The 14139-nt window shown below is 66.3% G+C and carries 10 protein-coding genes; 6 read left to right on the top strand and 4 right to left on the bottom strand.

Annotated elements, in window-relative coordinates; all coding sequences use genetic code 11:
- The first annotated feature begins 10 nt into the window (after positions 1-10).
- The 3 genes from cphA (at position 11) to GCN74_RS20370 (ending at position 8817) form a co-directional block, all read left to right on the top strand.
- Positions 11-2581, top strand: a complete 2571-nt coding sequence (gene cphA, locus GCN74_RS20380) for a cyanophycin synthetase (protein WP_152258358.1) — start codon at positions 11-13, stop codon at positions 2579-2581.
- 204 nt (positions 2582-2785) lie between these two features.
- On the top strand, positions 2786-5929 hold the full coding sequence (locus tag GCN74_RS20375) for an EAL domain-containing protein (protein ID WP_226939133.1): 3144 nt from the start codon (positions 2786-2788) through the stop codon (positions 5927-5929).
- A 215-nt stretch (positions 5930-6144) separates the two neighbouring features.
- On the top strand, positions 6145-8817 hold the full coding sequence (locus GCN74_RS20370; protein ID WP_226939132.1) for a TonB-dependent receptor: 2673 nt from the start codon (positions 6145-6147) through the stop codon (positions 8815-8817).
- On the opposite strand, the gene GCN74_RS28845 is transcribed toward GCN74_RS20370, so the two are convergent.
- Positions 8814-8978 (bottom strand): hypothetical protein, encoded by a 165-nt coding sequence (locus GCN74_RS28845; protein WP_193317174.1) that lies wholly within the window; start codon positions 8976-8978, stop codon positions 8814-8816. The genes GCN74_RS20370 and GCN74_RS28845 overlap by 4 nt on opposite strands.
- Before the next feature lie 160 nt (positions 8979-9138).
- Between GCN74_RS28845 and GCN74_RS20365 the strand changes: the two genes are divergently transcribed.
- The 3 genes from GCN74_RS20365 to GCN74_RS20355 all read left to right on the top strand — a co-directional run bounded on the left by GCN74_RS20365 (position 9139) and on the right by GCN74_RS20355 (position 11759).
- The gene (locus GCN74_RS20365) at positions 9139-9423 is read left to right on the top strand and encodes a hypothetical protein (RefSeq protein WP_152258356.1); all 285 of its coding nucleotides are present in this window, start codon (positions 9139-9141) and stop codon (positions 9421-9423) included.
- Between the two features lie 44 nt (positions 9424-9467).
- Positions 9468-10355: a MurR/RpiR family transcriptional regulator gene (locus GCN74_RS20360; RefSeq protein ID WP_152258355.1), complete on the top strand. Its 888-nt coding sequence runs from the start codon at positions 9468-9470 to the stop codon at positions 10353-10355.
- An 81-nt stretch (positions 10356-10436) separates the two neighbouring features.
- On the top strand, positions 10437-11759 hold the full coding sequence (locus GCN74_RS20355) for an aspartate aminotransferase family protein (RefSeq protein ID WP_152258354.1): 1323 nt from the start codon (positions 10437-10439) through the stop codon (positions 11757-11759).
- Here the strand turns inward: GCN74_RS20355 and GCN74_RS20350 are convergent.
- From GCN74_RS20350 to GCN74_RS20340, 3 genes are read right to left on the bottom strand one after another with little or no spacing between them, the layout of a single operon-like run.
- Complete coding sequence (locus tag GCN74_RS20350; protein WP_152258353.1) at positions 11756-12019, bottom strand: PAAR domain-containing protein; 264 nt, start codon at positions 12017-12019, stop codon at positions 11756-11758. The two genes, GCN74_RS20355 and GCN74_RS20350, sit on opposite strands and share 4 nt — an antisense overlap.
- Before the next feature lie 28 nt (positions 12020-12047).
- Positions 12048-13346 carry a hypothetical protein gene (locus tag GCN74_RS20345; protein WP_226939131.1) on the bottom strand — a complete coding sequence of 433 codons (1299 nt, stop codon included), beginning with the start codon at positions 13344-13346 and terminating at the stop codon, positions 12048-12050.
- Positions 13343-14065 carry a hypothetical protein gene (locus GCN74_RS20340; protein WP_226939130.1) on the bottom strand — a complete coding sequence of 241 codons (723 nt, stop codon included), beginning with the start codon at positions 14063-14065 and terminating at the stop codon, positions 13343-13345. The genes GCN74_RS20345 and GCN74_RS20340 overlap by 4 nt, the downstream gene beginning before the upstream one ends.
- Between the last annotated feature and the right edge of the window lie 74 nt (positions 14066-14139).

Here is a 14139-nt window from a genome sequence, read left to right as displayed (position 1 = left end):
CGGTTTAATTATGGAAGTATCTCGCGTACGGGCCTTGCGGGGCCCTAACCTCTGGAGCCACGACACCGCCGTGGAAGCCATTGTTTCCTGTACCACGCAGGAACTCGACATCGCCCAGCTGCCCGGCTTCGAAGCCCGCCTGCGCGCGCTCTTCCCGCAACTGAGCCCGCTGCAACCGCTGGGCAACTACAACGCGGCGCCGATGGCGCAGGTGCTGGAACTGGCGGCGCTGGGCCTGCAGGCGCAAGCCGGCTGCCCGGTCACCTTCAGCCGCACCACGCCGACCCTGGAAACGGGCATCTTCCAGGTCGTCGTCGAATACTCGGAAGAAGCCGTGGGCCGCCTGGCCCTGGAACTGGCGCAGCAGCTGTGCCGCGCCGCGCTGGACGATGCGCCGTTCGACCTGGCCGGCGCCCTGCACCAGTTGCAGGAACTCGATGAGGACGTGCGCCTCGGTCCATCGACGGGCGCCATCGTCAACGCCGCCGTGGCCCGCAACATTCCGTTCCGCCGCCTGACCGAAGGCAGCCTGGTGACGTTCGGCTGGGGCAGCAAGCAGCGCAAGATCCAGGCCGCCGAAATGGACGGCACCAGCGCCATTGCCGAAGCCATCGCGCAAGACAAGGAACTGACGAAAAAACTGCTCGATTCGGCCGGCGTGCCCGTGCCGCAAGGCCGCGTCGCCATCGATGTGGACGACGCCTGGGCCGCCGCCTGCGAGATCGGCCTGCCCGTCGTCGTCAAGCCGAAGGACGGCAACCAGGGCAAGGGCGTCACCGTCAATGTCACCACGCGCGAACAGCTGACGGCCGGCTTCATCGCGGCGCAGGAATTCCGCGACGATATCCTCGTCGAACGCTACCTGCCGGGCCACGATTTCCGCCTGCTCGTCATCGGCAACAAGATGGTGGCAGCGGCCCGCCGCGACCCGCCGCAAGTGGTGGGCGACGGCCAGCACACGGTGCGCGAACTGGTCGACCAGGTCAACCTGGACCCGCGCCGCGGCAGCGGCCACGCCACCTCGCTGACGAAGATCCGCTTCGACGACATCGCCCTGGCCAGCCTGGCCAAGCAGGGCTACGTGGCCGAATCCGTGCCGCCCGTGGGCCAGCGCGTGATCTTGCGCAATAACGCCAACCTGTCGACGGGCGGCTCGGCCACCGATGTCACCGTCGACGTGCACCCGGAAGTGGCGGCGCGCGCCGTCGCCGCCGCGCACATGGTGGGCCTGGACATCTGCGGCGTGGACGTGGTGTCCGACAGCATCCTGAAACCGCTGGAAGAACAGAACGCCGGCATCGTGGAAGTGAACGCCGCGCCGGGCCTGCGCATGCACCTGGCGCCGTCGTTCGGCAAGCCGCGTCCCGTGGGCGAAGCCATCATCGCCGCCATGTTCGCCGAGGGCGACGACGGCCGCATTCCCGTCGTCGCCGTCACGGGCACGAACGGCAAGACCACCACCGTGCGCCTGATCGCCCACCTGCTGACGGCTTCCGGCCTGCGCACGGGCATGACGAATACGGATGGCGTGTACATCGAAGGGCGCCAGATCGACAGCGGCGACTGCAGCGGCCCGCGCAGCGCGCGCAACGTGCTGCTGCACCCCGACGTCGACGCGGCCGTGTTCGAGACGGCGCGCGGCGGCATGCTGCGCGAAGGCCTGGCCTTCGACCGCTGCCAGGTCGCCGTGGTGACCAACATCGGCGCGGGCGACCACCTGGGCCTGAACTACATCACCACCGTGGAAGACCTGGCGGTACTGAAACGCGTGATCGTGCAGAACGTGGCCGACAGCGGCGTGGCCGTGCTGAACGCCACCGACCCCGCCGTCGCGCGCATGGCAAAGAACTGCAACGGCACCGTGACCTTCTTCGCTGCCGACAAGACGCATCCCGTGATGGCCACGCACCGCGCCCAGGGCAACCGCGTGGTGTACGTGGAAGACGGCAAGCTGGTCGCGGCACAGGGCGCGGAACGCCACGAAATCGCCCTGTCGCAGGTGCCGATCACGCGCAACGGCGCCATCGGCTTCCAGGTCGACAACGTCATGGCCTCGCTGGCTGCCGCCTGGGCCGTGGGCCTGGACTGGAAAACCATCGCGCTGGGCCTGAAAACCTTTGCCAATGAAGCCGACAATGCGCCTGGCCGCTTCAACGTCTTCGATTATCGTGGAGCCACGCTGATCGCCGACTACGGCCACAATCCGGACGCCATCCTGGCGCTGGTGCAAGCCGTGGAAAGCATGCCGGCCAAGCGCCGTTCGGTGGTCATCAGCGGCGCCGGCGACCGCCGCGACGAAGACATCCGCCAGCAGACGGAAATCCTCGGCGCCGCCTTCGACGACGTGCTGCTGTACCAGGACCAGTGCCAGCGCGGCCGCGCCGACGGCGAAGTCGTGGCGCTGCTGCGCCAGGGCCTGGACGGCGCCAAGCGCACCAGCCATATCGATGAAATCAACGGCGAATTCGTCGCCATCGACAAGGCCCTGGCACGCCTGAACGACGGCGACCTGTGCCTGATCCTGATCGACCAGGTGGAAGAAGCGCTGGCGCACATCGCCAAGCGCGTCGCCGAAGCGTAAGCGCAGCCTGACGGCATGCGAGGGCGGCCTGCGGGCCGCCCTTTTTATTGGCGCGCGCCGGGAGCAATCGCGCACCCGCATGGTGCAAGCACTGCCGATATCCACCTTGCAAGCTTGTAAATTCGGGCATGGAAATTGCTCATAAGAAAACACAAACTTGGCTGACGAGAAGGTGGTGCACGCATGGTGGGCAGAATCTCGCGCATGATCGGAAAATTGACGGTAGGGCGCAAACTGGCGCTGATCTATCTGCTCGATCTTTCTGCCGTGATCTTCATTTCCGGCATCCTCATCAACGAAAAATACCTCGCCATCGATTTCTCGCGCAAGGAGATGGCGGGCAACGCCTACATTGCCGCGATCCGCGACGCGCTGCTGCCCCTGACGCGCGAACACGCCGATGCGGCCCCGTCGGCCGCCGCCATCGAACAGGCCGAGCGCCAGTTCGGCACGGGCATGCGCAGCGCGGAACTGAGCGGGGAATTTTCCGCCCTGCTGCGCCAGGCCGGCGGCACGCCCGCCGTGCACGGCGGCATGGCGCCCTCGCCCGCCTTTGTGGCGGGACGCGAACTGCTCACGCGCGTGGGCAACCAGTCCAACCTGATCCTCGACCCGGACCTGGACAGCTACTACACCATGTCGCTGGTGATCCTGCGCTTTCCCGAGCTGCTCGAAGTGATCAACAGCACGCGCGGCCTGGCGCTGCAGCTGGCGACGGCCGAAGGCGCGCAGCGTCAGCGCCTGCAGACCCAGTTCCTGATCCTGGAAGGCCGCATGGACGCCACCATGGGCGGCATCGGCAGCGACTACACGGAGGCGTTCGCGGCCAGCACGCCGCTGCTGCGCCAGCACCTGGACGGCTCGCGCGCGGCCCTGCAGCAAGCCGTGGCGCAGTTTCGCGCCAGCACCCAGGCGCTGGCAGGCGGGCCAGCCCGTGCGGACGCCAGCGCGGCGCTGGCCAGGCACGACGCGGCGGCCATCGCGGCCCTGCAGCGCGCGTGGGGCGCGGCGGAAGGCGAATTGCACCGCCTGATCCAGCTGCGCGTGGACGGCTTTTTCACGCGCATGTGGCTGCACCTGGGCACGGCCGTGCTGCTGCTGGCGATGATACTGGGCCTGGTGTTTTTCGTCGCGCGGCAGATCGCCCTGCCCATCCGCCGACTGGCGCGCGTGGCGCAGGAAGTGCGCGCAACGGGCGACCACAGCCTGCGCGCCATCTGGGACAGCGAGGACGAGACGGGACGCCTGGTCAGCGCCTTCAACACCATGCTGCAGCAGCTCGACTTCCAGCGCATGGCGCAGCAGGACCTGGTGGCGCGCGCCAGCGCGGCCGATGCACAGCGCCAACTGGTCGACGCCATTCCCATCCCGCTGATGGTCACCTCGATCCCCCGCCACCAGGTGCTGCACGCGAACCAGGCCGCGCATGCGTGGCAGGGCAGCCTGGAACGCGACCCGTGGGTGGGCGGCATGAGTCCGCAGGCCCGCTCGCGCTTCTTCCAGCGCTTGAGCGACCTGGGCGCCGTCGACGAATTCGAGGTGTGCTGGAGCGGTGGCGGCACGCCCACCTGGGCCCTGATATCGGCGCGCCTGATCGACTACCAGGGCCAGCGCGCCGTGCTGTCGACCTTCACGCCGATCAACAAGATGAAGCTGATGGAATCGCGCCTGGAACTGTGGGCCAAGGTCTTCGAGGCATCGGCCGAAAGCCTGATCGTGATGGATGCCGACATGCGCATCATCACCGTCAACCAGGCCTTCCGCCGCCACGCGCTGTACGACCTGGTGGAGCTGATCGGCAAGCGCCCGGGCTTCCTGCTGGCGCCGGACAACAGCCCCGAGCAGCTCGACAGCCTGCGCCGGACCCTGGCGCGGCGCGGCTACTGGCAGGGCGAAATCTCGGTGCAGCGCAAGTCGATGGAAAGCTATCCCGCCTGGCTGGTGATGAACGCCGTGCGCGACCTCGATGGCGCGACCACGCATTTCATCGCCAGCTCGCTCGACATCAGCGAACGCAAGGCCAGCGAGCGGCAGATCGAGCACATGGCCCACCACGATGCGCTGACGGGCCTGGCGAACCGCCACGTGTCGAAGCTGCGCCTGGCGGCCGCCATTGCGCAGGCGCGCCACAGCGGCGAAAAGGTGGGCGTGCTGTTCGTCGACCTGGACCGCTTCAAGCACGTCAACGACGCGCTGGGCCACCATGTGGGCGACGCGCTGCTGCAATCGGTGTCGGCGCGCCTGCTGCAGCTGGTGCGCGAAGGCGATACCGTCAGCCGCCTGGGCGGCGACGAATTCGTCGTCATCCTCAACGGCATCGGCGACGCGCAAGCCATCGCCGCGCTGCTCGACGCGCGCCTGATACCGGCCATGCGCGAGCCGCACCAGGTGGAAGGCAGCGAACTGTATGTCTCGTGCAGCGTGGGCGTGGCCATCTACCCGGACCACGGCGACGACATGGATACCCTGATGCGCCACGCCGATGCGGCCATGTACCAGGCCAAGAGCGGCGGACGCGACCATGCGCGCATGTTCACGCCGCAGATGCAGGAACAGCAATTGCAGCAGCTGCACCTGGAAAGCGATCTGCGCCACGCCGTCGAGCGGCAGGAACTGGTGCTGTATTACCAGCCGCGCATCGATGCCAGGAGCGGCTGCCTGAATGGCGTGGAAAGCCTGATCCGCTGGCAGCATCCGCAGCACGGCCTGATCGCGCCCGACAGCTTCATTCCCGCCGCCGAGGAATCGGGCCTGATCGTCTCCATCGGCGCATGGGTCATCCGCGAAGCGTGCCGCCAGCAGGTGGCCTGGCGCGAGGCGGGCATGGGCGACATCGCCGTGTCGATCAACCTGTCGGCCATCCAGCTGAAAAGCGGCGGCCTGGCAGCCACCTTGCGCGAGGTGCTGCGCGAGTTTGCCGTCACGCCGGGACAGATCGAATTCGAACTGACCGAATCGATCCTCATGGACAATGTGGACGACACCATCGCCACCCTGCACGCCATCAAGGCGCTGGGCTTTGCGCTGTCGATCGACGATTTCGGCACCGGCTATTCGAGCCTGAACTACCTGTGCCGCTTCCCGCTCGACAAGCTGAAAATCGACATGAGCTTCGTGCAGGACATCCACGGTTCGCCGCAGAATCTGGCCGTGACGAAGACCATCGTCGGCCTGGGCCACACCCTGGGCTTGAGCGTCACCGCCGAGGGCGTGGAAAGCGCGGCCGATGCCGACGTGCTGCGCCACGCCGGCTGCGACGAATTGCAGGGCTACTACTTTGCCCGCCCCATGCCGCAGGCGCAGTTCATCGCATGGCTGGCGCAAAGCGCCGCGCCGCACGCCGCCTGACACCTCCCCTGCAGCACGCGCGGCCCGCCGAAAACGCGCGGTGCGCCGCCAGGGCGCATGGATGCAGCAGGGATACCGGAATTGATATGGACATCGCAAAAGAAGTCATTTGTGGGGCAAAGTCATTCCCCCTACCATGCCTCCTGAGCAAGTTTCAGCTCTGGCGGCGACTGCCGCAACGTTCTCAACATAACTAAAATACAGGTGGAGACAAGATGATGCAATTGATGGCAACGGGCACCCGCACGTCCCGGCAAAACACGCGGCCGACCTTGAAGGCCACGGTGGCCGCGCTGGCCAGCGCGGGCTTGCTGAGCAGCGCTTCCGTCTGGGCGCAACAGGCGCCCGTCGTGGCGCCCCCGGCGGAAGAAACGGCACCGGCAGCGGCGGCGCCGGAAGCCGCCGCCGACAATGCGGGCATCGCCGTGGTGGCCGTCACGGGCGTGCGCCGCGCCGCACAGAGCGCGCAGACGATCAAGAAAAACAACGACCAGGTGGTCGACTCCATCGTCGCCGATGAAATCGGCAAATTCCCCGACAAGAACGTGGCCGAAATCCTCGGCCGCGTGACGGGCGTGCAGATCCGCCGCGAAGGCGGCGAAGCGGGCTCCGTCATCATCCGCGGCCTGCCCGGCGTGGTGACCCTGCTCAATGGCCGCGAAATGTTCACCTCCGTGGGCCGCAGCCTGTACCTGGCCGACATCCCGACGGCCATGCTGCAGCGCGTGGACGTGTACAAATCGCAGGGCGCCGACATGGTCGAAGGCGGCACGGCCGGCGTGGTCGACGTGCGCACCAACCGCCCGTTCGACCTCAAGGGCTTCACGGCATCGGGCAACGTGCGCGCCGAGCACCGCGACAAGTCCGGCTCGACCGACCCGAACGTCAGCGGCATGGTGTCGAACCGCTGGAAGACGCCGTACGGCGAGTTCGGCGCCCTGCTCGGCCTGTCCTACCAGCGCAGCAAATACTATGACGAGACGATCTGGAACGCCGAACCCGTCAAGCGCCCCGAAGCGGGCAATATCACGGGTCCCGATTCCGTCGGCATGATCCCCACCGTGGGCGACCGCAAGCGCTACGCGGCGAATGCCGCCTTCCAATGGCGCCCGAATTCGCAGGTGGAAGTGTATGCGGAAGGCATGTCGACCCTGATCAAGCACGCGTTCGACAGCCAGTTCTTCGTCGGCTCGCTGCCCTGGGGCCAGAACCCGGACATCACCCTGATCCCCGGCACCAATCAGGCGGCCACGGTGGGCAAGATCGACGGCCCCTGGTCGCCGTTCACGCTCGGTTCGACCCAGGCGCGGCGCGACCGCTCGATCGGTTCGCAGGGCGCCATCGGCGCGCGCTGGGACATCACGCCGCAGCTGCGCGCCACCACGGAACTGGCGCGCACGGTCAGCAACTTCGAGCGCGAATTTCCCATCCTCGACTTCCTCGCCCATCCGACCAGCGTGATCGGCAGCACGAATGTCAACGGCGGCGCGCAGATCAGCTACCCCGGCTACAACATGCTGGACCCGAAGAACTACACCCTGCTGGGCTTCTACGACAACCACAGCCACGACGAAGGCAGCTCGACCGACTGGCGCGGCGACCTCACGTACGACATGGACAGCACGGGCTTCTTCCGCGAATTTTCGGGCGGCGTGCGCATCGCCAAGCGCAAGGCCGAATCGATCCGCGAAAAAAATGGCCAGGGCGGGCTGGCGTCGACCATGACTGCGGACGCGATTCCCGGCCTGGCCTGCGCCTCGCACGGCAACACGGGCAACTTCGGCCTGCAAAGCTGGCTCACGCCCTGCCGCGACTTCATGCTCAACAACACGGCCGTGCTGCGCCAGCTGTTTACGGGCAGCAGCGAACGCAGCCCGGACGATCCGATGACCCACTACAAGGACGTGGAAAAAACCAATGCCGTCTACGGCAAGGCGCGCATCGGCTTCGACGTGGCGCAGGTGCCCGTCGACGGCACCGTCGGCGTGCGCGTGGTGCAGACCAAGCAGGACCTGCAGGGCAACTCCGCGCAAAACGGCATCATCACGCCGGTGCGGGTGAAAACGTCGGATACGGACGTGCTGCCCAGCATGACCCTGAAAGCCATGCTGCGCCAGGACCTGATTGCCCGCATGACGGCCGGCAAGGCCGTGCAGCGCCCCAACTTCGCCGACTTCAACCCCGGCGTGAGCCTGGGCCAGAGCCTGGAGATGGTGCGCCCGACGGGCGGCGGCGGCAACCCCGACCTGAAACCCGTGGAAGGCAAGAATCTCGACGTGGCGCTGGAATGGTATTTCGCGCAGACGGGCTCCGTCACGGCCACCGTGTTCCGCCACAACTTCAAGAACTACATCCTGTCCGGTTCGGCCAAGGAAACGTATGGCGGCATCGAGTACGACATCACGCGTCCCCGCAACACCTCGAAGGGCCATCTGCAAGGCGTGGAAATGGCCTACCAGCAGTTCTACGACAAGCTGCCCGGCTGGATGAGCGGCCTGGGCCTGCAGGCGAACGCCACCTACATGACGGGCGAGCTGGAAGAACTCGATGGCGGCGTGCATGCGTTCACGGGCATGTCGAAGTGGTCGGCCAACATCGTCGGCCTGTACGAACAGGGACCGTGGTCGGCGCGCCTGGCCTACAGCTGGCGCGACAAGTACGTCGACGACTACAACTACCGCGGCAAGGGCATCCACCTGACCGTGGCGCCAACCAAGACCCTGGACGCGTCGGTATCGTACAAGCTCAATCCGAACACCACGGTGACCCTGGACGCGAACAACCTGCTCGACTCGACCTACCGCGACTACCACGACACGCCCGAGTATGTGCGCGATGTGCGGCGCTATGACAAGGTTGTCGGCCTGTCGGTACGCTGGAGCTACTAAAAACACCCCAGGCGTTGTTGCCGCGCCTTGCCGTACTGTGCGTGCTGTCTTCGGCGCGGCGCCTGGCCCTGAACGTTTTCAGCATTGGCAGTAAAGCCTGACCAATTCGGCTGCGCGGCAGTGATGGTGTTGTCAGGCGTCGCAACGTCGTTGATGTTCATAGTTTTTCTTCCTTCGAGGGTTTTCAGCGCCAGCCGGCAACGGTTGGCGTTTTTTTTGCCTTGTGGAATCTATCCGACATAGGAATTGATTTGGCGCAAAGTGCCGCCGCCGGCGCGCTTTTATGCTGTCAGCTTGACTAGCGAACCCGGCGGGGACAGCATGCACAATGCACGGCACGTCGATGCACAGTTATTTCAACCCGATATCCCGGTACGGCTCGACATGCGCACGGCGGCGCTGGTCGAGCATGCGCTGGCCTTGCAGGAAATGGCCGGCACGGGCGCCGCCGCCCTGTTCCTGCATTGCCACGACGTGCCGCTGCCCACCGCCTTGCGCGTGCTGACGACGGGACCGCGCCGCAAACCGGCCGGACCGCACCTGTTTGCCCGCCTGCGTCCGCGCACGGCCGCCCGGACGCAAGGCTTGCCGCTACCGGCGCGCTGACGAATCCTGTACCATCGCCGCAACCCATTAGACGAGGCACGGCGATGCAGGCAGCGACACCCAACGACCCCTATGCGGCCTTGATGGCCCTGATCAAGGCGCGCCATGCGGAACTGAGCCCGCAATTCCAGGCCGGCGCCCGCTACCTGGCCGACCATCCGGACGAGGTGGCCGTGTCGTCGATGCGCAGCATTGCCGCGCGCGCCCAGGTGCAGTCGGCCGCCCTCGTGCGCCTGGCGCAGCAGCTGGGCTTTGCCGGCTGGCCGGAGCTCAAAGCCATCTTCGTGGAACGCCTGCGCGCGGGCCCGGCCGGCTACGCGGCCAAGGCCGATGCGCTGGCCGGCAAGGACGGCGACCTGGTCACCGAAGTGTTCACGGCGCAGCAGCGCAACCTGGCTGCCACGGAAAGCGCCAACCACGCCGCCCTGGACGGGGCCGCCAAGCTGCTGCAGGCGGCGCCCCGCGTGCACGTGGCGGGCTTTCGCGCCGCCCACCCCATCGCCTACACCTTGCACTACCTGTACCGGCTGCTGCGCCCCAGCGTGCAGCTGCTGAGCGGTCAGGGCGGCACCCTGGAAATGGACTTGCGCGCCCTGCAGGCGGGCGAAGCCGTCGTCGTCGTCAGCTTCGCGCCGTATTCGAGCGAAGCGCTGCTGGTGGCGCAGGCGGCGCGCCAGGCCGGCTGCCCGCTCGTCGCCATCAGCGACAGCGCCATGTCGCCGCTGGCCCTGCAGGCCGACGCCAGCATCGTCATTGCCGTCGACAGCCCCTCGTTCTTCCCCTCCATCGTGGCCGGCGTCGCGGCCGTGGAAAGCCTCGTGGAATTGCTGGTGGCGCGCGCGGGAGCGGACGCCGTGCAAGCCATCGGCGCGGCGGAAAACCAGCTGCGGGCGCTGGGCGCCTACGCAAAAACATCAAACGATGTAAATTAAAAATAAATACATCAAACGTTGCATTTCAGCGTAACGCATCCTATAATCGGCCCTCCCCCTTGCCGATATGAAAGCGATGCCATGAGCCATGTCTTCCACCGCAGCTTGAGTACCAGCTATCCCGTCGCTGCGGGCGGCGACGGTCCCTACCTGATCGATGCCGACGGCAAGCGCTACCTGGACGCCTGCGGCGGCGCGGCCGTCTCCTGCCTGGGCCATGCGGATGCGGCCGTGATCGCCGCCGTGCAACAGCAGATTGCCACGATGGCGTACGCGCACAGCTCGTTCTTCACCAGCGAGCCGATGGAGCAGTTGGCCGATTTCCTCGTCGCCCGGGCGCCGGCGGGCATCGACAGCGTGTATTTCGTCTCGGGCGGCTCGGAAGCCGTGGAAAGCGCGCTGAAAATGGCGCGCCAGTATTTCGTGGAACGGGGCCAGCCGCAGCGCCGCCACATCATCGCGCGCCGCCAGAGCTACCACGGCAACACCCTGGGTGCGCTGGCCACGGGCGGCAACGCCTGGCGCCGGCAGCAGTTCGAGCCCTTGCTGATCGGCGTCACCCATGTGTCGCCCTGCTACGCCTGGCGCGACCAGGCAGCCCATGAAACGGCTGGCGACTACGTGGCGCGCCTGGGCCAGGAGCTGGAAGAGCATATCGCCGCACTGGGCGCGGACAAGGTCATGGCTTTCATCGCCGAACCCGTCGTCGGCGCCACGGCCGGCGCCCTGCCCGCCGTCGCCGGCTACTTCCAGCGCATGCGCGAGATTTGCCAGCGCCACGGCATCCTCCTGATTCTCGACGAAGTCATGTGCGGCATGGGGCGCACGGGCAGCCTGTTCGCCTGCGAGCAGGAAGGCGTCACCGCCGACCTGATCTGCATCGCCAAGGGCCTGGGCGCCGGCTACCAGCCCATCGGCGCCGTGATGGTGTCGCAGGACATCCGCGACACGATCCGCGCCGGCACGGGTTTCTTCCAGCACGGCCACACCTACATCGGCCACGCCACGGCCTGCGCCGCCGCCCTCGCCGTGCAGCGGCAGATCGAGGAACGCGATTTATTGGCCAACGTGCGCGCCATGGGCGCCTTGCTGGAACAGCGGCTGCACCAGCGCTTCGACGACCATGCGCACGTGGGCGACATCCGCGGACGCGGCCTGTTCCTGGGGCTGGAACTGGTGCAGGACCGCGCCAGCAAGCAACCGTTCACCCCCGCCCGCCGCCTGCACGCGCGCATCAAGGCGCACGCCATGCAGGGCGGGTTGATGTGCTACCCCATGGGCGGCACCATCGACGGCCTGCACGGCGACCACATCCTGCTGGCGCCGCCCTACATCATCGACGCCAGCCATGTCGACGAGATCGTCGACAAGCTGGGCGCGGCCATCGACACGAGCCTGGCCTAAGCACGCCCGCTGTTGCCCACGGTGGACATCAGGCTGGCGCCGCAGCTGGTCTTGTGTCCCTCGAAGGCAACGGGCACGCCATCGATCAGCACCTGCGGATCGCCCTCGGCGATCACGCAGCGCACGTGACCTTTTATCGGGCAGACGCAAGGATCGCCCTTGCGCGCCACCGCCACGCCCAGTACCGTGCTGTTCGGCGCCGCCCCCACCACCTTGCCGCCATGGCTGGTGGGGTCGTTCAGGCGGATCACGCCACGCATGCTCTTCTCCCTGGATGTATCAAGCGTCTCATTGCGAAAACCCCTGGTAATACTCGGGTGCATCGTGGCGCAAGCCCCACCACGGCAAGTAGGCATGGTTGCCGCTGCGCGCGCGGAACCATGGCTGGTCGGGACGGATCGGCCGCGCGACGGCGGGCGGCGCCACCACCAGCGCCACGGGGGCCGACAGGTCGCTGGTGCCGGCCACCAGCACGGGCTTGCCGAAATGATGTGCGTAGGCGATGCCCAGCGCCACGTTTGTCAGGGCCGTGCCCGCGCCCGTCTCGCCCAGCACGGCAGTCAGATTAAAGCTTTGCTTGAGGAAATCGAATTCCGGCAATTGCACGGTAAGCGTCTGCGCCAGCGCACCCAGCCGTGCGGAGGAATCGTTGTGCGTATTGCCCGCATCGTGGATCAGATAGCCGATGTCGGTATCTTGCCGGTTGGCCTTCGCCGCCGCCTCCTCGATGGCTGCCGTCCACGCCTGCACCAGCCGCGGCGGTTCGCCCTTTTTGACTTCAAAATCCGCCGCCTGTTTCGTGCTCGGATACCCGAGCCACGCCAGTGGCGCCCGCTCCGTCTTGTAGTCCGGGCCGGCCAACACCAGCAGCACCAGGTTCTCGTTGATCTGTCGGTCCAGAGGCCGGCTGGGCGCATCCCAGTTCATGGCCCAGACGGTTTCCTTCGGGTGGGTCTGCAGGTAGTCGAGCGCGGCGGCCAGCGAGGTAAACCCTGCGTTGGGGCCGCCCATGGTGACGCGGACGTCGGGCGGGGTGGAGCGGGTCCAGAGAGCGGGAGAGTGGATGTTGCCGATGCTAAAAGTATCGGCAACATATTCCCGGACGAAGTCGGCCGCTTCCACTGGATCGAGCTTGCTTTCGGGCAAAGCATATTCAATATGGATGCCGGCCAGCTCACGCCAGCGCGACTTGTTTTCAGTTGAATGGACGTTGTAGAAATATTCTGGGTCGGAGTAGTACACGTCATGAATTAAATTGAAAGTCTTCGCTATGTATTTTTCATGGTAACCATCGAACGTTTCAGAACCATCATTTCCAACCGCGACAGAAGCAATACTTTGCAGCCTGGTATATTTCTCGGGTTTTTCCCTGACCATCTCATCGTCCGGATTCGGCTGCACCAGTCCCATAGTCCACAGCAATTGCCATTGCGTGGGGTAATCCCGACGTTGCAGGGGATTCAGCCATTGCAGCCCCACCACCTGCGCCATCAACGGGCCGCTGCGTGCCACCGTCGCCTCCTGCAAGGGTGGCGTCGCGCACGCGCCAAGCAAAAGCGACATGAGAACAGCGATCAGCGCCCTCATTGCGAAAACCCCTGGTAATACTCGGGCGCATCGTGGCGCAAGCCCCACCATGGCAAGTAGGCATGGTTGCCGCCGCGCGCGCGGAACCATGGCTGGTCGGGCCGGATCGGCCGCGCGACGGCGGGCGGCGCCACCACCAGCGCCACGGGGGCCGACAGGTCGCTGGTGCCGGCCACCAGCACGGGCTTGCCAAAGTGATGCGCATAGGCGATGCCCAGCGCCACGTTTGTCAGGGCCGTGCCCGCGCCCGTTTCGCCCAGCACGGCAGTCAGATTGAAGCTTTGCTTGAGGAAATCGAATTCCGGCAATTGCACGGTAAGCGTCTGCGCCAGCGCGCCCAGCCGTGCGGAGGAATCCTGGTGCGTATTGCCCGCGTCATGGATCAGATAGCCGATGTCGGTATCTTGCCTGTTGGCCTTCGCCGCCGCATCTTCGATGGCCGCCGTCCACGCCTGCACCAGCCGCGGCGGCTCGCCCTTTTTGGCATCAAAATCCGCCGTCTGCTTCGTACTTGGGTAGCCAAGCCACGCCAGCGGCGCCCGCTCCGTCTTGCAGTCCGGGCCGGCCAGCACCAGCAGCACCAGGTTCTCGTTGATCTGACGGTCCAGAGGCCGGCTGGGCGCATCCCAGTTCATGGCCCAGACGGTTTCCTTGGGATGGCTTTGCAGGTAGTCGAGCGCGGCGGCCAGCGAGGTAAACCCTGCGTTGGGGCCGCCCATGGTGACGCGGACGTCGGGCGAGGTGGAGCGGGTCCAGAGGGTGGGAGAGTGAATGTTGCCGATGCTAAAAGTTC

The organism is Janthinobacterium sp. FT14W (assembly GCF_009208755.1).
In the GTDB taxonomy this organism is placed as follows: domain Bacteria; phylum Pseudomonadota; class Gammaproteobacteria; order Burkholderiales; family Burkholderiaceae_D; genus Janthinobacterium; species Janthinobacterium violaceinigrum.
This window is presented reverse-complemented; position numbering and strand designations above follow the sequence as displayed.

Excerpts from the sequence above, each read along its gene's own strand:
- cphA (WP_152258358.1), top strand. The coding sequence starts at position 11 with ATGGAAGTATCTCGCGTACGGGCCTTGCGGGGCCCTAACCTCTGGAGC.
- GCN74_RS20375 (WP_226939133.1), top strand. The coding sequence starts at position 2,786 with ATGATCGGAAAATTGACGGTAGGGCGCAAACTGGCGCTGATCTATCTG.
- GCN74_RS20370 (WP_226939132.1), top strand. The coding sequence starts at position 6,145 with ATGATGCAATTGATGGCAACGGGCACCCGCACGTCCCGGCAAAACACG.
- GCN74_RS28845 (WP_193317174.1), bottom strand. The coding sequence starts at position 8,978 with ATGAACATCAACGACGTTGCGACGCCTGACAACACCATCACTGCCGCG.
- GCN74_RS20365 (WP_152258356.1), top strand. The coding sequence starts at position 9,139 with ATGCACAATGCACGGCACGTCGATGCACAGTTATTTCAACCCGATATC.
- GCN74_RS20360 (WP_152258355.1), top strand. The coding sequence starts at position 9,468 with ATGCAGGCAGCGACACCCAACGACCCCTATGCGGCCTTGATGGCCCTG.
- GCN74_RS20355 (WP_152258354.1), top strand. The coding sequence starts at position 10,437 with ATGAGCCATGTCTTCCACCGCAGCTTGAGTACCAGCTATCCCGTCGCT.
- GCN74_RS20350 (WP_152258353.1), bottom strand. The coding sequence starts at position 12,019 with ATGCGTGGCGTGATCCGCCTGAACGACCCCACCAGCCATGGCGGCAAG.
- GCN74_RS20345 (WP_226939131.1), bottom strand. The coding sequence starts at position 13,346 with ATGAGGGCGCTGATCGCTGTTCTCATGTCGCTTTTGCTTGGCGCGTGC.
- GCN74_RS20340 (WP_226939130.1), bottom strand. The coding sequence starts at position 14,065 with ATGGGCGGCCCCAACGCAGGGTTTACCTCGCTGGCCGCCGCGCTCGAC.